General features: G+C 73.7%; 17 protein-coding genes. 6 read left to right on the top strand and 11 right to left on the bottom strand.

Translation table 11 applies throughout. From position 1 onward, the window contains the following. Positions 1-48: 48 nt before the first annotated feature. Both AB0Q99_RS06335 and AB0Q99_RS06330 read right to left on the bottom strand, forming a co-directional pair. Positions 49-897, bottom strand: coding sequence for an IS5 family transposase (locus tag AB0Q99_RS06335; RefSeq protein ID WP_363568996.1), 849 nt, complete (start codon positions 895-897; stop codon positions 49-51). A 147-nt stretch (positions 898-1044) separates the two neighbouring features. Next, positions 1045-2292 (bottom strand): sulfite oxidase, encoded by a 1248-nt coding sequence (locus AB0Q99_RS06330; protein WP_363568994.1) that lies wholly within the window; start codon positions 2290-2292, stop codon positions 1045-1047. Positions 2293-2696: 404 nt separating this feature from the next. On the opposite strand from AB0Q99_RS06330, the gene AB0Q99_RS06325 reads away from it, so the two are divergent. Continuing rightward, positions 2697-2876 (top strand): hypothetical protein, encoded by a 180-nt coding sequence (locus AB0Q99_RS06325; RefSeq protein ID WP_363568992.1) that lies wholly within the window; start codon positions 2697-2699, stop codon positions 2874-2876. Positions 2877-3021: 145 nt separating this feature from the next. Here AB0Q99_RS06325 and AB0Q99_RS06320 read toward each other — a convergent pair whose 3' ends face one another. After that, positions 3022-4866: a DUF2398 family protein gene (locus tag AB0Q99_RS06320; RefSeq protein WP_363568990.1), complete on the bottom strand. Its 1845-nt coding sequence runs from the start codon at positions 4864-4866 to the stop codon at positions 3022-3024. Between the two features lie 272 nt (positions 4867-5138). On the opposite strand from AB0Q99_RS06320, the gene AB0Q99_RS06315 reads away from it, so the two are divergent. Beyond that, a complete protein-coding gene (locus AB0Q99_RS06315) occupies positions 5139-5852 on the top strand; it encodes a lysoplasmalogenase (protein ID WP_363568989.1) in 714 nt (237 codons plus the stop codon). A gap of 83 nt (positions 5853-5935) precedes the next feature. Here the strand turns inward: AB0Q99_RS06315 and AB0Q99_RS06310 are convergent, their stop codons facing one another. The 7 genes from AB0Q99_RS06310 to AB0Q99_RS06280 form a co-directional block, all read right to left on the bottom strand. Continuing rightward, a complete protein-coding gene (locus AB0Q99_RS06310; RefSeq protein ID WP_363568988.1) occupies positions 5936-6523 on the bottom strand; it encodes a hypothetical protein in 588 nt (195 codons plus the stop codon). A gap of 174 nt (positions 6524-6697) precedes the next feature. Further along, a complete protein-coding gene (locus AB0Q99_RS06305) occupies positions 6698-7501 on the bottom strand; it encodes an exodeoxyribonuclease III (RefSeq protein ID WP_363568986.1) in 804 nt (267 codons plus the stop codon). Positions 7502-7783: 282 nt separating this feature from the next. Beyond that, positions 7784-9508 carry a gamma-glutamyltransferase gene (gene ggt / locus AB0Q99_RS06300; RefSeq protein WP_363569278.1) on the bottom strand — a complete coding sequence of 575 codons (1725 nt, stop codon included), beginning with the start codon at positions 9506-9508 and terminating at the stop codon, positions 7784-7786. Between the two features lie 325 nt (positions 9509-9833). Continuing rightward, a complete protein-coding gene (locus tag AB0Q99_RS06295) occupies positions 9834-10895 on the bottom strand; it encodes an ROK family glucokinase (protein ID WP_363569277.1) in 1062 nt (353 codons plus the stop codon). A gap of 38 nt (positions 10896-10933) precedes the next feature. After that, positions 10934-11818 (bottom strand): ATP-binding cassette domain-containing protein, encoded by an 885-nt coding sequence (locus tag AB0Q99_RS06290; protein ID WP_363568985.1) that lies wholly within the window; start codon positions 11816-11818, stop codon positions 10934-10936. An 86-nt stretch (positions 11819-11904) separates the two neighbouring features. Then, the gene (locus AB0Q99_RS06285) at positions 11905-12951 is read right to left on the bottom strand and encodes an ABC transporter permease (RefSeq protein WP_363568983.1); all 1047 of its coding nucleotides are present in this window, start codon (positions 12949-12951) and stop codon (positions 11905-11907) included. After that, positions 12948-13967, bottom strand: coding sequence for a sugar ABC transporter substrate-binding protein (locus AB0Q99_RS06280; protein WP_363568981.1), 1020 nt, complete (start codon positions 13965-13967; stop codon positions 12948-12950). The genes AB0Q99_RS06285 and AB0Q99_RS06280 overlap by 4 nt, the downstream gene beginning before the upstream one ends. Before the next feature lie 312 nt (positions 13968-14279). Here AB0Q99_RS06280 and AB0Q99_RS06275 point away from each other — a divergent pair, with 312 nt between their 5' ends. Further along, positions 14280-15407, top strand: coding sequence for an alpha/beta hydrolase-fold protein (locus AB0Q99_RS06275; protein ID WP_363568979.1), 1128 nt, complete (start codon positions 14280-14282; stop codon positions 15405-15407). 93 nt (positions 15408-15500) lie between these two features. On the opposite strand, the gene AB0Q99_RS06270 is transcribed toward AB0Q99_RS06275, so the two are convergent. After that, positions 15501-17093 carry a helix-turn-helix domain-containing protein gene (locus AB0Q99_RS06270; RefSeq protein WP_363568977.1) on the bottom strand — a complete coding sequence of 531 codons (1593 nt, stop codon included), beginning with the start codon at positions 17091-17093 and terminating at the stop codon, positions 15501-15503. Between the two features lie 416 nt (positions 17094-17509). Here AB0Q99_RS06270 and AB0Q99_RS06265 point away from each other — a divergent pair, with 416 nt between their 5' ends. The 3 genes from AB0Q99_RS06265 to pucD are packed head-to-tail and all read left to right on the top strand — an operon-like array spanning position 17510 to position 21242. Next, entirely contained in the window at positions 17510-18397 is an 888-nt protein-coding gene (locus AB0Q99_RS06265) for an FAD binding domain-containing protein (protein WP_363568975.1), read from the top strand. Then, positions 18394-18879 (top strand): (2Fe-2S)-binding protein, encoded by a 486-nt coding sequence (locus tag AB0Q99_RS06260; protein ID WP_363568973.1) that lies wholly within the window; start codon positions 18394-18396, stop codon positions 18877-18879. Before AB0Q99_RS06265 ends, AB0Q99_RS06260 begins: the two co-directional genes overlap by 4 nt. Next, positions 18876-21242 carry a xanthine dehydrogenase subunit D gene (gene pucD, locus AB0Q99_RS06255; protein WP_363568971.1) on the top strand — a complete coding sequence of 789 codons (2367 nt, stop codon included), beginning with the start codon at positions 18876-18878 and terminating at the stop codon, positions 21240-21242. The genes AB0Q99_RS06260 and pucD overlap by 4 nt, the downstream gene beginning before the upstream one ends. Positions 21243-21543 lie beyond the last annotated feature (301 nt).

Raw genomic sequence — 21543 nt, 5'->3', positions numbered from 1 at the left:
GGCGGATCCGGGCCGGCGGCCGTCCCTCAGAGGGCGTTCGATACCGATTTAGGCTGCCGCGAGCGGTTTCGGGCGGAGGTATTGCCCGGTTCTGTCCGGGCTGGCGGTCAGGCGGTCGGCCATGGAGTTCACCATGGCCCACTGGATCATCGAGCGTGACCGGTCCGGCAGTTCCTCGTAGTCGCGGTGGAGGCGCCGGTACCGGGACATGATCCCGAAGGTCTGCTCCACGCGCCAGCGGATCGGCTGCACGACGAAGCCCTTCTGTTCCTTGTCCCGGGCCACGACCTCGACGTCGATGTCGAGTGCGGCGCCGTGCCTGACGACGCCGTTGTTGTAGCCGGCGTCCACCCACGCCTTGGTCACCGTGGGCCACTGGGCGGCGAGGGTGTCCAGGACCTGCCTGCCGCCGGCGGAGTCCTGGACCCCGGCGGCGGTGACGATCAGGACCAGGAGCAGGCCGAGGGTGTCGGTGGCGATGTGGCGCTTGCGGCCCTTGACCCGCTTCCCACCGTCGTAGCCCTGGCTGTCGGCCGGGGCGTTCGGCGAGGCCTTCACCGACTGGGCGTCGATGATCGCCGCTGTCGGCAGGACCCGACGGCCCTTCTTCGCCCGCAGCTGGTCACGGAGCGTGTCGTGGATCTGCTCGGTGGTGCCGTCGCGTTCCCATTCCTTGAAGTAGCCGTAGACGGTGGTGTGGGGCGGGAAGTCGTGCGGCAGGTAGCGCCAGGCGATCCCGGTCCGCGCGACGTAGAGGATCGCGTTCACCACCTCGCGCAGCTCGGTCGTGGGCTCACGCCCTTCGGCGCGAGTGCGTCGCCACTCCAGCAGCATGGGCTCGATGAGCTCCCACTGGTCGTCCTTCAGGTCCGAGGGATACCGGCGTCGTTCCGTCACGGTTGATCAATATCGCGGACACGGACCCGGCCGCCACGAGATCCTGGAACCGAGTCCGTGCCGCACCATTCAAAGCCGGACAGTTGGGGGGAATCCCCTATCGAACGCCCTCTCAGGCGGGTTCGGACCACCGGCCACCGGGCCGCGTCAGACCACCGTCACCGGGTGGGCCACCACCGCGCCGAACAGGTAGCCCTCCCGGTTGAACACCGCCCGCTCGGGCTGGCTGTTCCCCCGGCGGTCCGTCGCGCGGGCACGCAGCTCGTACCGGCCGGGCCGCTCGGGGCGCCAGTCGACGCTCCAGCGCGCCCAGTCGTCGGCGTGCGAGCCGCCGTGCAGCGCGGCGCGCCGCCACGTCCGGCCGCCGTCGCTGCTCACCTCGACCCGGCGCACCGCCGCCGCGCCGGACCACGAGCGCCCGTGCAGCCGGTGGCTGCGGCCCGCCTCCAGCACCGCCCCCGGGGCCAGCTCGAACGCGCTCCGGACCACCTGCGCGGTGAGCGGCTCGCCGCCGCCGGGCGGGTGATCGGGCCCGAACATCCGGTAGAAGTCGGTGTTCCACGGCGAGTGGAGCGGGTGGTCGGCCACCTCGATGGTGCCGACCCACTTGATCGAGGCGATCCCCACCCAGCCGGGCACCACCAGCCGCAGCGGCGCACCGTGATCGGGGGTCAGCGGCGCGCCGTTCATCTCGTACGCGAGCAGCGCGTCGTCCAACGCCTTGGCGACCGGCAGCGGGCGGCGCACCGGGCCGTGGTCGACGCCGTCGACCACGTAGTTCGCGTCCAGGCCGGTCGGCAGCACGTCGACCGCCTCCCCGGTCAGTCCGGCCGCCCGCAGCACCTCCGCCAGCCGGACGCCCCGCCAGGCCGCCGAACCGATCCCGCCGAGCGTCCACGGCGTACCCGGGACGCTCTGGCCCTGCTGGCGGCGGAAGTAGTCCCGGCCGTTCCCGGCGCACTCGATCACCGCGCTGATCCGGGTCTCGGGCAGCGCCCGCAGGCCCGCCAGGTCGAACTCCACCGGCCGCTCGGCCGTCGGGGCGCCGCGCAGGCCGCTGCCGTACAGCCGCAACCGCCAGGCCCCGGGGTCGATCAGCGGGGTGCCGGTGTGGTTGCGGACGAAGAACCGCTCCACCGGCACGTGCCGGCCGACGGCGGCCGAGCCGTCGGCCGCGCGCAGGGCCTCCCAGCGCATCTCGGCGTTGGTGCCGTGCGCGACGAACCACTCGGCGGGCAGCGGCTTGACGATCCCGGACGACCCGCCGCCCGACGCGGCCCCGCCGGACGGGAGGTCGGCGGGCGGCAGGTCGGCGGGCGGGGCACTGCCGGACGCGGCACTGCCGGCCGGGGCATCGGCGGGCACGGCACTGGCGGACGCGGCGTTTCCGGACATGGAGCCTGGCACCTCCTCGGCGGCCGCCCGGCCCGGGGCAACACCGGCGCGGCCGACGCGGGCACGGTGAGCGCCCCGGCGGCGGAGGGGTTCGTACGGTGTCCGAACCGCGCTCCACACCCTCAGCGTAGGCGCTCCGGCGCGGTACGTGACCACGGCGGCGTGCGACCGTGCCCGCTCCGGCCACCTCGCCGCCCCGCCGCCGGCCCCTCCCGCCTCCACCCCCAGCACGGTCTGCGGGACGCCGTCCAGGTCGCCGTCGGCGACCCGACTCCACCCCGCTGACCAGGGCGTACGCCCCGCTCACGGGGGGTGGGGCGTACGCGGCCAATCGACGCCCAACCCCCGTCCGGACTTCACCCGCGCGTACCGACCGTTCACGCCGCCCTGGCAGCCTCCCTGTCATGAACGCCAGCCCTCAGGCGCCCTCCCAGGAACCGCGCCTCCCCATGCCCCAGCGGCACCGCCGCCTCCTCGCCTGCACCGCCGTCCTCGCCTCCGTCGCCCTCGGCGCCCTGGGCGTCGGGGCCACCGTGGAAACCGTCGAACACGGCCCCCTCGCCAGCGCCACGGCCGGCAAGTAGCCGCACCGCAGCCACCACCTCCCGGCACCGCAGCCCCGCAGTTCGGGCGCGGTGCTTCTGCTTTTCCCGGGCCGGGCCGGGCCGGCCCGGGCCCCGTGGCCGTGGCGGCAGAGTTCCCGGGCGGTCGGTGCCGGCCGGGCGGGCGCTACGGCCGCGGCTCGGTGCGGGGCCCCGGCGGGGGCGGGACGAAGGGGGCCGGGCGGGAGTGGCGGCCGGTGCCCGGGGTGGGCCGCAGGTCGGGGGCGGGGGCGAAGCGGGCCGCCGGCGCGCGGAGGTGCCAGGTCGGCGGGCGCTTGGGCTGGGGGGTGGGGGTGATCAGGCCGAGGCGGTGCAGCAGGTCCAGCGAGTCGCGGCGCAGCGCGGTGCGGTCGGAGAGGTAGCGGGCCGGGAGTCCGTACTCGTCGGCGATGTCGCCGAGGACGCCGTCTATCAGTGCGTCGGCGATCGGGACATCGCCGTCGGCCGTCTCGCCGGGCAGCGGGCGGACCTCCTCGACCAGGCGCTCGACCAACAGCAGGGTGGCCTGGGCGAGGGTGCCGGCGCCGGGGAGGGCGAGGTCGGTGAGTTCGGCGGCCGGGTCGAGCAGGGCGACGCCCTCGGCGCGCAGTTCGGCCTCCAGGCCGAGGAACTCGGCGAGCGCGGCCGGGCCGCTGAGCCGGTGCTCGTGCAGCCAGGCGCGGCGGTCCTCGGAGAGGTCGGCGGCGAGGACCGCGGGCGTCTCGGCGAGCAGGCGGCGTACGGCGGTGGCGGGTTCGGCCTCGGCGGCACGGCGGATCAGGTCGGCGGCGTCGTCGGCCAGGGCGGGCGGTCCGGCCGGGACGGCGCGGGCGAGTTCGCGGTCCACGGTCAGGACGTGGGTGTCGTCGGCGGGGTCGTCCGACAGGTAGCCGAGCACCTCCCACCCGGCCAGCGTGGCCAGCGCCATGTCGACGTCGGCCGGGTCGGCGGCCGGGCCGGGTACGGCGGCGCGCATCGCCGCCAGCAGCCGCCGGTACTCCAGTTGCTCGGGTGCGTCGACCAACAGGGACAGGGCGAGGGCGAGTTGGGCGTAGCCGCCCGGGGTGAACGGCGCGCCGGTAGTGGGGTGTTCGAGGCGACGGCCGGCGCCGGGACCGAGGCCGGCCTTGCAGAGCCGGGCATGCCAGGGCCCGACCTCCAGGCGGTAGCCGAGCAGGGTGTCGAAGCGCTCGGCGAGCCAGTCGCGGTGACGGCGGATCAGCGGGAAGCCGTCGGCGTGCGGGCCGGAGGCGGTGACCAACGGGTGGGCGAGCAGCAGCCGGGCGGCGATCCGGCGCTCGGCGACGGGTAGCTCCTCACCGGAACGATCCTGCGTGACCGGGGGCGGCGGCGGAAGGGCACCGGCGGCCGCCTCCGGCAGCGTCCGGGTGCGCTCGGGCCTGCGGTGCCTGCCGGGCCCACCGGGCTTGGCGCCTGACCGGACGACGGGCAGTGCGGCGGAGTCGCGCCGGGCGCGGCGCAGGCCGCCGTCGCCGCGGGACTCGCGGGCCTCGCGGGAGCGCGCGGAGGCGACGCCGTGCGCGGTGGGGCCGTGCCACCAGCTGACGTCGGGGTCGGCGGGCTCGGCGGACGCGCCGAGGTGGCGGGCGGGGTAGAGACCGAAGGAGGCGGCACAGAGGTCGTCGGCGGTGCCGGGGGTGGCGGCCGCGAACCAGCGGGCCAGCCGCAGCAGCCCGGGGTCGGGCGAGAGGGCGGCGTCCTGGCTCGGGTCGCGGATCGTGTCGCGGATCGTGTCGTGGCCGGCGTCCCGGGTGGCGCAGTGGGTCTGCGCGTCGTCAGCACCACCTGCGCGGGCGTCCCCCGGCACCGCTCCGGCGGTGTCCGCGTCGGCGCCGCCCGTGGCACCGGCCCGCGTGACTCCGCGTACGGCGAGGACGGCGTCGGCTGTTCCCCGGCCTGCCCCGCCCGCGCGTCCGTCCGGCCTGCCGGCGGCCACCCGGGTGGCGCCGACCGCGTACTCCTGCTGATCCATGTCGGGGTCCAGAGTAGACGGTGCCCGGGTCACCCGGTGGCAGCAACCGGCCTCCTGAGGAAGTCTCCGCAAGAGCCCTCGAACCGGCCGACCGCCCTCCGCTCCCCGGCCGACCAGCGTCCCGCTCCCCTGCGGCCCGGTTCCCGGCCGTCCCGTCACCCGCCCGACCCCGCCCGGGTTACGCACCGGTAACCTGTTCCTCCGCCGCACGTCCGGCTCCCTCAGGGGCGAGCCGGATCCCGCACCGCCCGACCGTCGGAGGCCGCGCAAGCATGAGCATTCGTACGACCACCCGTGCCGTCCTCGGCTCGCGCCTGCGTTCGGCCACCGGGCTGTTGGGCGGCTTCGCGGCCACCTCGGCGGCACACCTGGGCTCGATCCTGTCCGGCGCGTCGGTGCTGCAGAACGCCACCAAGCCGGCGCTGATGCCGCTGCTGGCCGCGCACAGCGCGGCGGCGGCCAGGACCGCCGGTCGGGAGGCGCCCGAGCTGCTGGCACCGGCGCTGCTGCTGAGCGCGGGCGGGGACGTCCTGCTCCAGCTGAAGAACGACCCCGCGTTCCTCGCCGGGATGGGCTCGTTCGCGGCCGCACACGTCTGCTACGTGACGATGTTCGTCCGGCGCGGCGCGCTCACCGACCGCCGCCGGGCCCTGGTGGTCGCGGCCGCGTACGCGACGGCCTGGGTGGCCCTGGTGGGTCAGCTCTGGCCGGACCTCGGCGACCTGCGGGTCCCGGTGGCCGGCTACAGCCTGCTGCTCACCTCGACGGCCGTGACCTCGGCCGGGCTGGGCTGGCGGACCGGGCTGGGCGGGGCGCTGTTCCTGCTCTCCGACACGCTGATCGCCACCAAGCTGGCGAAGTGGCGGGAGCTGCCGGGGCATCAGTTCTGGATCATGGCGACCTATGTGCTGGCCCAGTACCTGCTGGCCGGCGGACTGCTCGCGCACGAGGAGCAGCCCACGCGGCGGGAGCCCCGACCGGTCTGACGCAGCGCCGCAGCGCCGCACCGCCGGACCCCGTTGGCGGGTCCGGCGGTGCGGCGCAGGGCGCGGAGGGGGCGCGAGGGCCGTCAGGCACCGCGCCTCCGGAGCAACCAGAAGCCGCCGACGCCTCCCGCGACCAGGGCGAGGCCGCCGGCCAGCTCCGCCGGGTCCGCCGCGACCGAGCCGCCGAGGCCGGTCTCCACGGCGCCGTGCGGGGCGACCTGCTGGCTGCCTGCGCCGGACTGGCCGAGCGAGCCGGCCCACTCCCCCGCCGCCTTGCCCCAGTCGCCGAGGCTCTTGTCGGGGGTGGTGGCGGCGACGGTGGTGACCGTCACGGTCGTCGAGAAGGCGCCGCCGTTCGGGCAGGTGCCGTCGACCTTGCTGTCCCCGGAGTGCTGGGAGGCGAGCCGGGCGGAGCCGGTGTGCTTCCCGTCGGAGCCGAGGGTGAGGGTCGCCGGGCCGCCCTCGAAGGCGGCGGAGTGGGCGGTGATGGTCTTGGCCTCGGGCTTGTCCGACTTCTCGCAGGAGACGGTGACCGTCACGGTCTGGCCCGGTGCGGCCTGGGACGGGCTGACCGAGGCCGCGCCGTCCCTGGCGTGAGCGAGGGGGGCCGTCAGGCCGGTCAGCGCCGTCGCGCCGATCAGGGCGGCGGCGGCCGTACGCATGGGGCGCATGCCGGAACCTCCGGGATTCTCGGGCGCAGCCGGGGACTCCCATGTCCACGTGGTCGTCAACTGCACCCGGTCACTCACCGACGGTAGGCACGCGCCCCGGGCTCGGCCAGCGCTCAGGACCGTTCGGGTTACGGCCCGTCACCGCTGGTCACCGGGGTGCCGCCCCGGCGCGGCTCACAGGTCGAGGTCGACCACGACCGGCGCGTGGTCCGAGGTGCCCTTGCCCTTGCGGGCCTCTCGGTCGACGTAGCTGTCGGTGACGGCGTCGGCGAAGGCCTTGTTGGCGTAGGTGAGGTCGATCCGCATGCCCCGGTTCTTGGGGAAGGCGAGCTGGCGGTAGTCCCAGTAGGTGTACGGGCGGTCGTACTTCAGCGGGCGCGGGACCACGTCCTGCAGGCCGATCCCGCCGAGGGCCTCCAGCGCGGCGCGCTCGGCCGGGGTGACGTGGGTGAGGCCTTCGAACGCGGCGACGTCGAAGACGTCCTCGTCGGCCGGGGCGATGTTGAAGTCGCCCAGGACGGCGAACGGGCGGGAGCCGGCGGCGTCCTCGACGGAGGCCTTGCGCAGCGCCTCCAGCCACTCCAGCTTGTAGTGGTAGTGCGCGTGGCCGACCTCGCGGCCGTTGGGCACGTAGACCGACCAGACCCGGACCGGGCCGCAGGTCGCGGCGATGGCGCGCGGCTCGACGTCGGGCAGCAGGGCGCCGTCGGCGAGGTACCCGGGCTGGCCGGGCAGGTCGCGCACGACCTCCTCCAGGCCGAGCCGGGAGACGACGGCGACGCCGTTCCACCGGCCGGTGCCGTGCGCGGCCGTCTCGTAGCCGAGCTCGCGGACCTCGTCGTACGGGAAGGCGTCGGCCGCGCACTTGAGCTCCTGGAGGCAGAGCACGTCGGGCTTGGCGCTCTCCAGCCACTCCAGGAGCTTGGGCAGCCGCGCGGTGACGGAGTTGATGTTCCAGGTGGCGATGCGGACGGTCACGGCGGGCGGCCTTCCCGGTGGTTCGGTACGGACGGGGGTCCGGATCCGGAGGGGTGCGGACGGGGCGGGCCGGCCCTGGTGAGGGAGGCCCACCCCGAACATACCGCCCGCCACTGACGATCCGGACGGCCCCGACCCGCGGCCACCGGCCCCGTCGGGGCGCGGACCCGGCCCGATCGGCGCGTGCGGGGCCTGCCCGGTCAGCGCGGGCCGGTCAGCGCGGGCCGGTCAGCGCGGGCCGGTCAGCGCGGGGCCCGCCCGGTCAGCGCGGGGCCCGCCCGGTCAGCGCGCGGGCCGGACCACCGCCGCCGAGCCGCCACCGCGCCGCACGGGTTCGGCGGCGGCCACCCAGCGCCCGTCCGGCAGCCGTTCCACGCCCGTGGCGGCGCCGATCTCGGCCACGCCGGTGAAGACCTGCCCCAGCGCCTCCAGCTCCGCCCGCTCGGGCAGCGCCAGGAAGGCGGGCTCGGCCTGGGTCGCGGCCGTGTTGCGCTGGCTGGCCCGTGGCGCGGCGATGGCCTGCTCCAGGCTCAGGCCGCGGTCGAGCCGCCCGAGCAGCACCTGCAGGGTGGTGGTGATGATGGTCGCGCCGCCCGGGCTGCCGGTGGCGAGGAAGGGCTCGCCGTCGCGCAGCACGACGGTCGGCGACATCGAGGAGCGCGGCCGCTTGCCGGGGCCCGGCAGGTTGGGGTCGGGGACGCCGGGGGCGAGCGGGGTGAAGTCGAAGTCGGTCAGCTCGTTGTTGAGCAGGAAGCCCCGGCCGGGGACGGTGATGCCGCTGCCGCCGGTCTGCTCGATGGTGAGCGTGTAGGAGACGACGTTGCCCCAGCGGTCCGCGACCGTCAGGTGGGTGGTGTTGGGGCCCTCGTACGGCTCGGCCACGGCCTGGCCGGTGTCGGCGCAGTCGGCCGGGTGGCGGGGGTCGCCGGGGGCGAGCGGGCTGGTGAGCGCGTGGTCGGGGCTGACCAGGCAGGCCCGGGAGGCGGCGTACCGCGCGGAGAGCAGCTGCCGGGTGGGGACGTCGCCGGAGGCCGGGTCGCCGACCCAGCGGTTGCGGTCGGCGAAGGAGATCCGGGAGGCCTCCAGGAAGTGGTGGTAGTACTGCGTGCCGCTGTAGGCGGAGACGTCACCGCCGTCCTCCAGGATGTTGAGCGCCTCGCCGACGGTGGTGCCGCCGGAGCTGGAGGGGGCCATCGAGTAGACGTCGTAGGCGCCGTGGGTGACGTGGGTGGGGTCCTGGTCGCGGACCCGGTAGGCGGCGAGGTCGGCGGCGTCCACCGCGCCGGGGCGGGCGTTGCGGCCGGAGGCCGGGTCGACCGGCGGGTGCTGCAGGGTGTTGACCACGTCCTCGGCCAACTGCCCCTGGTAGAAGGCCTTCACGCCGTCCTTGGCGAGCAGCCGGTAAGTGGCGGCGAGGTCCGGGTTGCGCAGGACGCTGCCGACCTCGGGGGGCTTGCCGCCGGGCAGGTAGAGCTTGGCGGTGGCCGGGAAGTCCTTGAACCTGGCCTGGTTGTCGGCGGTCTGGCCGCGGAAGGTCTCGTCCACGACGAAGCCGTCGTCGGCGATCCGCTCGGCGGGTTCGAGGGCCTGGGCGAGTGACCTGGTGCCCCAGCGGCGCAGTGCGGCGTCCCAGGTGGCCGGGGTGCCGGGGACGCCGACGGACAGGCCGCTGGTGACGGCGTCGGCGAAGGGCAGCGGCTTGCCGCCCTCCAGGAACAGTCCGGCGTCGGCGGTGCGGCCGGCGGTCTCGCGGCCGTCGATGGTGTGCACCCGGCCGGTGGCGTGGTCGTAGTAGACGAAGTACCCGCCGCCGCCGATGCCGGAGGAGTACGGCTCGGTGACGCCGAGGGCGGCCGCGGCGGCGACCGCCGCGTCCACCGCGTTGCCGCCCTTGCGTAACACCTCGATCCCGGCGGCGGTGGCGTCGGCGTCGACGGTGGCCACCGCTCCGCCCCAGCCCACCGCCTCGGGCGCCTTCGGCGGCGGGGTCGCGGCTCCGGCCGGCAGCGCGGTGGACCAGAGCAGTGCGGTGGTGAGCAGCAGTGGTGGGGCCAGGCGGGTCAGAGTCCTCACGGGTCCTCCTGAGTCGACGTCAACTCAGTTGTTCCACAGGCGGGATGTTCCGACAACCACACCGTGCCACTACCGACCGGTAGTTGACAGTACGGAAGCAAAAGGGGGACGGACGGCCGAGCGGCGAACAGCTGACAGCTGACAGCTGACAGAGTTCAGCGAACAGAAAACGAAATCTGTTCGCTGAACTCTGTTCGCTGAATGTTGTCAGCCGTCAGCCGCCCACCCCGGGCACCCCCGGCTCCCGACACCCCCACCCCTACAACGCGCTGCGCTCCACCCGGCGCCGCTTGATGGTGCGGAACCGCCGGGCCACCTGGCGGGCCAGGTCCGCGGCGCCGACCAGGCCGGCCTCGTTGCCGAGGGCGGCGTGCACGATGGCGGCCTCGGGGCGGAAGCCGCGGCCGGTGAGGGTGCGGCGGAAGGTGTCCCGGGCCGGGCCGAGCAGCAGGTCGCCGGCCTCCGAGACACCGCCGCCGATGACGAAGCGGCCCGGGTCCAGCCCGGCGGCCAGGTTGGCGATGCCGACGCCCAGCCAGGTGCCGACCTCGTAGAGCAGCTCGATCGCGGTCGGGTCGCCCTCCTGCGCGGCCTCGGTGACCAGCGGCCCGGTGATGCCCTCGACCGTCCCGCCCGCCCGCGCCAGCAGCGCCTGCACCACCGGGGACTCCTCGGCGACCAGCTCCCGCGCGTCGCGCACCAGCGCGTTGCCGGAGGAGTACTGCTCCCAGCAGCCGCGGTTGCCGCACGGGCAGCGGTGGCCGCCGGGCAGCACCTGCATGTGCCCGAACTCGCCCGCCAGCCCGTACTTGCCGCGGTCGACGTAACCGTCCCGGACCACGGCTCCGCCGATGCCGGTGCCCAGGGTGAGCATCACCATGTGGTCCTCGCCCCGCCCGGCGCCGAAGCGCCACTCGGCCCAGGCGGCCGCGTTGGCGTCGTTCTCCACGATCACCGGGAACCGCAGCCGCTCGCTGAGCACCTGCTGGAGCGGCTCGTTGCGCCAGTTGAGGTGCGGGGCGAACAGCACCCGGGAGCGGTCGGCGTCGACCCAGCCGGCCGCGCCGATGCCGACCGCGTGGACGTCGTGCCGGTCGGCCAGCTGCAGCACCAGCTCGACGATGACGTCCTCGACGACCTTGGGGCTCTTGCTCTTGTCCGGCGTGTCGGTGCGCAGCTTCTCCAGCACCTTGCCCTCGCCGTCCACCACGCCGGCGACCACCTTGGTGCCGCCGATGTCGACGCCGATGGTGGGCAGTCGCAGTATCCCCGCGGGCAGGGCGCGGCGGCGCCGCTCGGCGCGCGGGCCGAGGCCGAGCAGCGTGGGCAGGACGGGCGGCCGGGTGCCTTGAGGGCTGGTCACGACTGCGGACGCTCCTCACGGGAGTCGGGACTGGAAGGACGGAAAGGACTGGAAGGACCGGAAGGACCGGAAGGGCCAGAGGGGCCGGAAGGGCTGGAGGGAAGGCCGGGCCGGGCCAGCTCGTGCGAGAGTTCGGCGAGGTCGGAGCCGCCGGCCATCTCGGTGGTGAGCTGTTCCAGGCCGATCTCGGCCCGGGGGTGACTGCCCGCCATCCGGCCGCGCTTCAGCAGGGTGAAGTGGTCGCCGACCAGGTACGCGTGGTGCGGGTTGTGGGTGATCAGCACGACCCCGAGCCCGGCGTCGCGGGCCGCGGTGACGTACTTGAGCACCACCCCGGACTGCTTGACGCCCAGCGCCGCGGTGGGCTCGTCCAGGATGAGCACCTTGGCGCCGAAGTGCACCGCGCGGGCGATCGCCACGCACTGGCGCTGGCCGCCGGAGAGGGTGCCGATCGGCCGGTCGACGTCGTGCAGGTCGATGCCCATCTCGGCGAGCGCCGTGCGGGTCGTGGCGCGCATGCCCTCGGCGTCCAGGCGCAGGCCGCCCCAGCGGCGCGTGCCCCGCTCGGAGCCGAGGAAGAAGTTGCGCCAGACCGGCATCAGCGGGACGACGGCGAGGTCCTGGTAGACGGTGGCGATGCCGCGGTCCAGGGCCTGGCGCGGGGAGTCGAAGCGGACCTCCTCGCCGCCCACGGTGTAGCTGCCCTCGTCGTGCCGGTGCAGCCCCGAGATGATCTTGATCAGGGTGGACTTGCCGGCCCCGTTGTCGCCGAGCACGCAGCTGATCTCGCCGGCCCGCAGGGTCAGCGAGACGTCCGAGAGCGCCCGGACGGTGCCGTAGCTCTTGCCGACCCGGTCCAGGGAGAGCAGTTCGTCGTTCATCACGGCCTCGGTACTCGTTGCGACCTCGGTACTCTTCCCGGCTTCGGCATTCTTCACGGCCTCCGGGCTCGTCGCGCCTTCGGCACTCATCGCGGCCCCCGCTCGGCCCGGCGCTTGACGTAGGCGTTCAGCAGTGCCGCCAACAGCAGCATGGCGCCGAGGAAGAACTTGAACCAGTCCGGGTTCCACTGGGCGTAGATGATGCCCTTGCTCGCCATGCCGAAGATCAGCGCGCCGAGCGCGGAGCCGACCACCGAACCGTAGCCGCCGGTGATCAGGCAGCCGCCGATGACGGCCGCGACGATGTAGATCAGCTCGTTGCCGACACCCTCGCCGGACTGCACGGTGTCGAAGGAGAACAGCAGGTGCTGCCCGAGCACCCAGGCGCCGAAGCCGACACCCAGGTAGAGCACGGTCTTCGTCCGGGCGACCGGCACGCCGACCGCACGGGCGGCGTCCGCGTCGCCGCCGACGGCGAAGATCCAGTTGCCGAAGCGGGTGCGCAGCAGCACCCAGCTGCCGACCACCAGCAGGCCGAGCCACCACCAGACGGTCGCCTTGATCGTCAGCCCGCCGATGGTGACCTCGGAGGCGAACAGCCGGCGGCAGGACTCGAAGCCCTCCATGTCGGCGATCGACTTGGTGGAGACGGTGCCGGAGACCGCCTTGGTGATGCCCAGGTTGGCGCCGGTCAGCATCAGGAAGGTGCCGAGGGTGACGATGAAGCTGGGGAGCTTGGTGCGGCCGAGCATCCAGCCGTTGAACCAGCCGATCGACAGCGTGGTCGCGAGCGAGACCAGCACGCCGACCCAGGTGACCGCGGTGAACTGGTACGAGACCAGCGAGGAGGTCAGCGCGGCGGTGGTGACCAGCACGCCGGCCGAGAGGTCGAACTCGCCGCCGATCATCAGCAGCGAGACCGGCACCGCCATGATCCCGATGGTGGACGCCGCGTAGAGCACGGTGCCCAGCGAGGAGACCCGCAGGAACGGTTCGGCGACGACGGCGAAGACCAGGAACACCGCGACGGCCGCGATCAGCGAGCCGAGCTCCGGGCGGGCGAGGAGCCGCCGCAGGGCCGCCGGACGGTCCTGGAGCAGACCGTCCCGGGCGAGCAGGTCCGGAGCACTCACCGGGTCCCCCTCGCCACGTACTCGGCGAGCGCGGCGGCGTCGTCCTTGGTCAGGATCTGCGGGCCGGTCTCGACCGGCTTGCCGCCGCCGAGCATGTCCAGGTTGGACTTGTACAGCCAGAGCAGGTCGACGCCCTCGTAGCCCTGGAGGTAGGGCTGCTGGTCGACGGCGAAACCGACGCTGCCGGACTTGAGCCCGGCCACCACCTGCGGGCCCAGGTCGAAGGTGTCCAGCTCGACGGAGCGGCGGGCGTCCTGGACGGCCTGCAGTCCGGTGGCGGCCATCGCGCCGGAGAGGGTGAGCACGGTGTCGATGGCCGGGTCGGCCTGGAGCTTGGCGGAGATCGCGGCGCGGGCGTCGGGCATGTCGACGCCGTTGACGTAGAGCACCTGGAAGGACCCGCCGGACGTGGCCCGGGCGCCGGAGCAGCGCTGCTCCTGGCCGACGTTGCCCTGCTCGTGGATGACGCAGAGCACGTTCTTGCGGCCGCGGGCGGCCAGTTCGGTGCCGGCCGCCTGGCCGGCGGTGGACTCGTCCTGGCCGATGTGGGTGAGCGCGCCGAACTTCTGCGAGTACTCCTGGCCCGAGTTGAGGGTGATCACCGGGATGCCGGCCGCCTTGGCCTTGGCGAGGACGTCGGCCATGGCGTCGCCCTTGGCGAGGGTGACGAGCAGGCCGTCGACCTTCTGGTCGATGGCGGCCTGGACGAGCTGGACCTGGTTCTGGGTCTGCGCGTCGTTGGAGTACAGGAAGGTGATGTTGTCCTTGGCGGCGGCCTGCTCGGCGCCCTTGCGCACGGTGTCCCAGAAGGAGTCTCCGGCGCCGGAGTGGGTCACCATGGCGACCTTCCAGCGCGGGGTGGTGACGGCGCTGCCGCCGGCGGCCGCGGCCTTGGCACGGGCCTCCTCGGCGCGTCTTCCTCCGGTACTGCTGCATCCGGCCGCGGCGACCGCGAGGGCCAGGACGGCGCACACGGGCCAGAGGCGTGGGGACGGGCGAAAGCGGGTGATGCTCATCCCCATAGTCTCCCTGGCCTGGTCGTACGCCATCGCACCGCCTCGCCCGGCGGCCCGCACGCCCCGGGAGGTAGGGTTCGCCGGGGGACCTTTCCTGGAAGTTCGCTGAACATCTGGTCCGGACGACCCCCGTCCGGGTGACAGACTAGGCGCCGGTCCGAAGGGGGCTCATCGCGGAAAAGTGATGTTCCTCTCAGGTTCCGCACAGAATCGGACGGCAACCGATCATCGGTCGCCGGCCGTCTGATGACATTGACGCGCGTTCGGGCGACTGGGGCCCCGGGCGGCGAGCGACCCGGATACGAGAACGCGATGGAACTGACAGGTACGCCATTCTTCCTCCTCACCGTCCTTCTGGTGCCGGTGTCCATCACCGTGGCGTTGCTGTTCTGGGGGAAGGTCGGCGGCCCCCAGCCGGTGAAGGTCCTGTCCCGGATCGTCATGATCATGTTCTGTCAGGTCACGGCAGTCCTGATGGTCTTCATCATGGTCAACAACGCCAACCTGATCTACGGCAGCTGGGACGACCTGCTCGGCACCGGCAACCACGTCCGGGCGGTGCCCCAGGTGCCGCCGGCGGACCAGGGCGGCGCGGGCGGCAACGGTGACGCCGCGAAGGACAAGCCGAAGGTGAAGCAGAGCTTCGGCGGCGTGAACGACCCGGCGGTCCCCAGCGACGTGCAGAAGACCGATCTCAAGGGCCAGCTCTCCGGCGTCGACGGCGAGGTGCTGGTCTGGCTGCCGCCGCAGTACAACGACCCGGCGTACAAGGACAAGAAGTTCCCCGTGGTCGAGCTGATCCCGGGCTTCCCGGGCTCCTCCTCCACCTGGTACGGCACGCTCAAGGTCTCCGAGCAGCTCAAGCCGCTGATGCAGCAGGGCAAGGTCGCGCCGTTCATCCTGGTCTCGCCGCGCACCCTGCTGCTCGGCAACAGCCAGGACGCCGGCTGCACCGACATCCCCGGCAAGATCAACGCCGACGCCTGGATCACCCGCGACGTCCCGCAGATGGTGCTGGACAACTTCCGCGCCGACCCGTCCGCGGACCGCTGGGCGATCGCCGGCTACTCGGCCGGCGCGCACTGCGCGGCCAAGCTGTCGCTGGCCCACCCCAACCGCTACCGGGCCGCCATCGCGATGTCCGGCTACAACGACCCGGCGAACGAGAAGGACTCGCTGGTCGGCAAGGACCCGAAGCTGCGCGAGGCCAACAACCCGGTCAACATCCTGAAGGCCGCCCAGCAGGCGCCGAAGGTCGCCATGCTGATCAGCGCTTCCAAGGGCGACGGCTACGAGGACGGCGAGGCGATCCGCGCCGCGGCCAAGGCCCCGACCACCGTCCAGGTGGAGGAGGGCACCGGCCCGCACACCACCGAGCAGTGGAAGAAGATGGTGCCGGGTGCCTTCACCTGGCTGACCTCGATCATCCCCGCCCAGTAGCGGACCGCCGCACCGCACACCAGCACGACCGCACGACCAGGGCCCGCCGCGAAACCGTTCGCGGCGGGCCCTCGCGCGTTGCCGGGTGATCCGTCAGGCCAGCTCCAGCGCCAGGTAGAAGTCCACCCGGTCCTCCAGCCGGGAGAGGTCACGCCCGGTCAGCTCCTCGATCCGGCCGATCCGGTACCGCAGGGTGTTCACGTGGACGTGCAGCTGCGCGGCGCAGCGGGTCCAGGAGCCGTCCGAGCGCAGGAAGGCCTCCAGGGTGCGGACCAGGTCCGCCTGGTGTTCGAGGTCGTACCCGACCACCTTGTCCAGCAGCCGGCTGCGGAAGGCGCGGCGCACCTCGTCCGGGACGGCGGCCAGCAGCAGGACGTGCGAGGCGAGTTCCTCCGGCCCCGCGACGCAGACCCGGCCGACCCGGGAGGCGGCGATCCGACGGGCGTGCCGGGCCTCCTCCAGGGCGCCGCGCAGGCCGCCGGCCCCGGCTACGGGGGCGGAGACGCCGAGGGTGATCCGGCCCTCGGAGCCGAGCCCGGCCTCCAGCGGGGCGAGCAGGTCGCGCACGGTGTCGGCGGGCACCGGGCCGTCCAGGACGGGCAGCACCACGACCGCGCCGGTGCCCGTCCCGGCGACCAGGGCACGGTCGGAGGTGGCGCCGAGCGCCTCCTCCAGGACGGCCCGCACGGTGCCCTCGGGCAGGCCGGTGCCCTCGGCGCTGAGCACCAGCCAGGCGTCGTCCTCGGCCTGGGACCTGGGCTCGGGGCTCTCGTAGCGGGCGGCCATCGCCGAGGAGGCGTACAGGGTGCGGCTGATCTCGGCCGGGTCGGCGTCGCGGCGCAGCAGGGCGAGCACCTCGTCGGCGAGGCGGCGGCGCAGCCGTCGGCCCTCGTCCCGGCGGTGGCGCTCGGCGGCGACCAGGCGGGCCAGGTTCTCGGCGAGCTGCTGGCGCTTGGTGGTCCATTCGGTGATGTCGCCGGCCACCGCGAGCATCCAGTCGGCGAGCGGCGCCTCGTGCTCGGCGGAGGCCGCGGCGGGCAGCAGCGAGTAGGCGCCGGTGGCCAGGCGGGCCCGGTGCGGGGGGCGGCGGCGCTGGCGCCGGGCGGCGAGGTGGGCGCGGACGAGCTGGTCACGGTCCGCGGCGGAGAGGCGGTCGGCCGGGCCGGCGATCACCGCGCCGGTGGGGGCGAGCACCCAGCAGTCCAGGTCGAGGTCGCCGCCGAGCAGGTCGAGCACCGCGTCCAGGCCGCCGCCACCGGCCGCCGAGACCAGCAGCCGGTGCCGGTCGACCAGGGCGGCGAGGTCGGCGGCGCGGTCGGCGGACACCTGGCGGCCGATGAACTCGGCGACGGCGCCGAAGGCGATGTCTTCGGGGACGGCGAGCAGCGGCATCCGGTGCCGGTTGCAGGCCTCGACCAGGTCCTCGGGCACCGGGCCGACCTCGGCCTCGCCGGCCGCGAGGGCGACCGCGCCGCCGGCCGCGATGGTCCGTACGAAGCGATCGGAGTCGGCCGGGACGGTGCGCCAGAGCATGCCGGTGAGCACCAGTTCGCCGCCGTGCAGGTAGCGTCCCGGGTCCTGCAGGTCCGTCGTCATCACGCCGCTGACCTGCCGGTCCAGCTCTTCCTCGGCCGCGAGCAGGCGCAGGCGCGGGGCGCCGGGGGCGAGCAGGTCACGGACACGCATCCGCGGACTCCTTCGGGGCTGGATCGGGGCGGGCAATCGGGGCAAGTGCTCGGAACGGGTGATCGGAACGGGTGATCGGAACGGAAATCGGGAAGGAGGTCGGAGGGAACGGGTACCGGGCCTTCGGTCCGGGGGGTCACAGTGTGCCCGAACATCCGTGCCCGGTGTGACGCATGACCGACGGCCGGGACGCGGGCCCGTAGCCCGTCCGTCACGGCCGGATTACGGTCGTAGGTAGCACCCGGCCAACACCCGGGCTGCGGGATTCTGCTCCTTAGAGGAACGTACAGGATGCCGGGCGGGACCACAGCCGGGGCTTCATGCCATCGGTGACTGCCAGCGGGCCGCGTCACAGGGGTTCACTGGGCGACACGCCGCCGGACACCCGGCGGGCGACGACTTGAGGAGACACCCGCATGGAGTTCCTTCGGCCCGCCACCTGGGACGAGGCACTCGCGGCGAAGGCCGAGTACCCGGCCGCGCTGCCCATCTCGGGCGGTACGGACGTCATGGTCGAGATGAACTTCGACGTGCACCGGCCACCCGCGATCCTCGATCTGAACCGCATCCCCGAGCTGACCGAGTGGTCCGACGACGGCGGTGTCGTGAAGCTCGGCGCCTCGGTCCCGTACACCCGGATCATCGACGAGCTGTCCGGGCCGCTGCCCGGCCTCGCCCTGGCGGCCCGCACCGTCGGCTCGCCGCAGATCCGCAACCGCGGCGGCGTCGGCGGCAACCTCGGCGGGGCCTCTCCGGCCGGTGACGCGCACCCCGCGCTGCTGGCCGCCGGGCGGGACGTGTTCGTCGAGGCGGCCTCGGTGCGCGGCACCCGGATGATCCCGATCGACGACTTCTACGTCGGTGTGAAGCGCAACTGCCTGGCGGCCGACGAGCTGATCCGGGCGGTGCACATCCCGGTGGCGGACGGCCCCCAGCAGTTCTCGAAGATCGGCACCCGCAACGCGATGGTGATCGCGGTCTGCGCCTTCGGCTTCGCCCTGCACCCGAAGAACGGAACCGTGGGCACCGGCATCGGGTCGGCCGCCCCCACACCGCGCCGCGCCGTCGAGGCCGAGGAGTACCTGCAGGACGTGCTCGCCGAGCGCGGGCTCTGGGAGTCCGGCGGCCTGCTGGGCACCGAGGTGATCCAGCGCTTCGGCGAGCTGGTGAAGACCGCGGCCTCGCCGATCGACGACGTCCGGGGCACCGCCGACTACCGGCGCCACGCCCTGGCCGTGATGGCCCGCCGCACCCTCACCTGGTGCTGGAACGACTACGGCAAGCAGATCGGGAGCGCGGCATGAGGGTCACTTTCACCGCCAACGGCAAGCCGGTCGAGGCCGACGACGTGTGGGAGGGCGAGAGCCTGCTCTACGTCCTGCGCGAGCGGGTCGGCCTGCCGGGTTCGAAGAACGCCTGCGAGCAGGGCGAGTGCGGCTCCTGCACCGTCTACCTGGACGGCGTCCCGGTCTGCTCCTGCCTGGTCGCGGCCGGCCAGGTGCAGGACCGCGAGGTCCGCACGGTCGAGGGGCTGGGCGAGGAGAACGGCGAACTGGGCCTGGTCCAGCAGGCGTTCGTCGACGCCGGCGCCGTCCAGTGCGGCTTCTGCACCCCCGGCCTGCTGGTGCAGACCGACGCCCTGCTGGAGCAGGACGCCCGGCCGAGCGACGACGACATCCGCGAGGCGCTGTCCGGCAACCTGTGCCGGTGCACCGGCTACGAGAAGATCATGGACGCGGTGCGGCTCGCCTCGGCCCGCAAGTGCGCCGGGAAGGGCACGGCATGACCACGCGCACGATCCAGGGCCAGAAGAACCTGCAGAACATCGACCAGGCCTCCAAGGACGGCATCGGCGGCTCGCCGCTGCGCCCGGACGGCCAGCTGAAGGTCAGGGGCGAGTTCGCCTACTCCTCGGACCTGTGGCACGAGGACATGCTGTGGGGCACGACGCTGCGCTCGCCGCACCCCCGCGCCGACATCCTCTCGGTGGACGTCTCCGAGGCGCTCAAGGTGCCCGGCGTGTACGCGGTGCTGACGCACGAGGACATCCCCGGCTCGAAGTACTACGGCCTGGATGTCAAGGACCAGCCGGTCCTGGCCATCGACCGGATCCGGTACCAGGGCGAGGCGATCGCGCTGGTCGCCGCCGACCACCCGGAGACGGCCCGCCGCGCGGTGAAGAAGATCGCGGTCGAGTACGCGGTGCGCACGCCGATCGTCACCGAGGAGCAGTGCCTCGACCCGGAGACGCACGGCTACGTCCACGAGCCGCACGAGTACAAGTCGCACGCCCACGGCAACATCTGCCACGAACAGCGGCTGGTCTCCGGCCGCGGCGTGACCGACGAGGTGCGGGCGCTGGCGGACGTCATCGTCAGCGGCGACTACGAGGTCGGCATGCAGGACCAGGCCTTCCTCGGCCCCGAGTCCGGCCTGGCCGTGCCCGCCGAGGACGGCGGCATCGACCTCTACATCGCCACCCAGTGGCTGCACGTGGACCGCGAGCAGATGGCCCCGGTGCTCGACCTGCCCGAGGAGAAGGTCCGGCTCACGCTGGCCGGCGTCGGCGGTGCCTTCGGCGGCCGCGAGGACATCTCGATGCAGATCCACGCCTGCCTGCTGGCCCAGCACACCGGCAAGCCGGTCAAGATCGTCTACTCCCGGGACGAGTCCTTCTACGGGCACGTGCACCGCCACCCGGCGAGGATGCACTACGAGCACGGCGCCACCCGTGACGGCAAGCTGGTCTTCGCCGACGCCCGGATCGTGCTGGACGGCGGAGCGTACGCCTCCACCTCGCCCGCCGTGGCCGGCAACGCGGCCTCGCTCGGGCACGGCCCGTACGTGATCCCGAACGTCCGGATGCACGCCATCGCGCTCTACAGCAACAACCCGCCCTGTGGTGCGATGCGCGGCTTCGGCGCGGTGCAGGCGGCGTTCGGCTACGAGTCGCAGATGGACAAGCTGGCAGCCGAACTGGGCATGGACCCGGTGGAGTTGAGGCAGCTGAACGCGATGTCGGAGGGCGACTACATGCCCACCGGCCAGCGGATCGACTCGCCCGCGCCGGTGGCCGACCTGCTGCGGCGGGCCAAGGAGATGCCGCTGCCGCCGCCGCTGGACACCGAGCACCCCGACGTGCGCCGACTGCCCGGCGCACTGTCCAACACCTCGCACGGCGAGGGGATCGTCCGCGGCGTCGGCTACTCGGTCGGCATCAAGAACGTCGGCTTCTCCGAGGGCTTCGACGACTACTCCACCGCCCGGGTACGGCTGGAGGTCATCGGCGGCGAGCCGGTCGCCATGGTGCACACCGCGATGGCCGAGGTCGGCCAGGGCGGCGTCACCGTGCACGCCCAGATCGCCCGCACCGAGCTGGGCGTCGAGCAGGTCACCATCCACCCGGCCAACACCGAGGTGGGGTCGGCCGGTTCGACCTCCGCGTCGCGCCAGACGTACATGACCGGCGGCGCGGTGAAGCTGGCCGCCGAGGCCGTCCGGCGGGAGCTGATCGAGAAGGGCCGCCGGCGCTACGGCTGGACCCACCAGGACATCGTGCTGGCCGGCGGCAAGGTGGTGTCGGAGAGCGCCGGCGTGCTGGTCCCGATGGTGGACCTGCTCGGGGACGAGGCCGTCGACTTCACCCGCGAGCACCACCACCGGCCCACCCAGCCCTTCGACAAGGAGACCGGCCAGGGCTTCGGCCACGTCCAGTACAGCTTCTGCGCCAACCGCGCGGTGGTGGACGTGGACGTGGAACTGGGCCTGGTCAAGGTGGTCGAGCTCACCGCCGTCCAGGACGTCGGCAAGGCGCTCAACCCGCTCTCGGTGGTCGGCCAGATCCAGGGCGGCTGCACCCAGGCGCTCGGCCTCGCGGTGATGGAGGAGATCATCGTGCGGGACGGCAAGGTCCGCAACGCCTCCTTCACCGACTACCTGATCCCCACCATCCTGGACACCCCGCCGATCCCGGTGGAGATCCTCGAACTGGCCGACCCGCACGCGCCGTACGGGCTGCGCGGGGTCGGCGAGGCGCCGACCGTGTCCGCGACGCCGTCGATCGTGGCCGCCATCCGCAACGCCACCGGTCTCGCACTCAGCCGGATCCCGGTCCGGCCGGAGCACCTGACCACCGAACAGCCCGGCTGACGGCGGGCGTTCACGCTTCCCGGGGCGGCGGCGCTCGTCCCCGCCGCCCCGGGGGGCACCCCCCGGGAAGCACCTGGGTCCTCACCGGGGTGTTCGTGCTCCCCTTCGCGCTCACGCCGATCAAGTCCCGGCCGGGCGTGCACTGGAGAGTCGCCGGTTGCCGGTTGCCGGCCGTTGGCCGTTGGCCGTCGGCCGACGGGCCGCCGCCGTCGGGCCGCACCGCTTCCGCGCCACTGTCCGGCCGCGCCCGTTCGGCCGCACTGTTCGGGACCGCCTGCTTGCACAGCCGTTCTGCAACACC

The sequence above is a fragment of the Kitasatospora sp. NPDC086791 genome, from assembly GCF_040685975.1.
GTDB lineage: Bacteria > Actinomycetota > Actinomycetes > Streptomycetales > Streptomycetaceae > Kitasatospora.
Note: the sequence above shows the minus strand (reverse complement) of the source record. Positions and strands in the feature narration are given on the sequence as shown.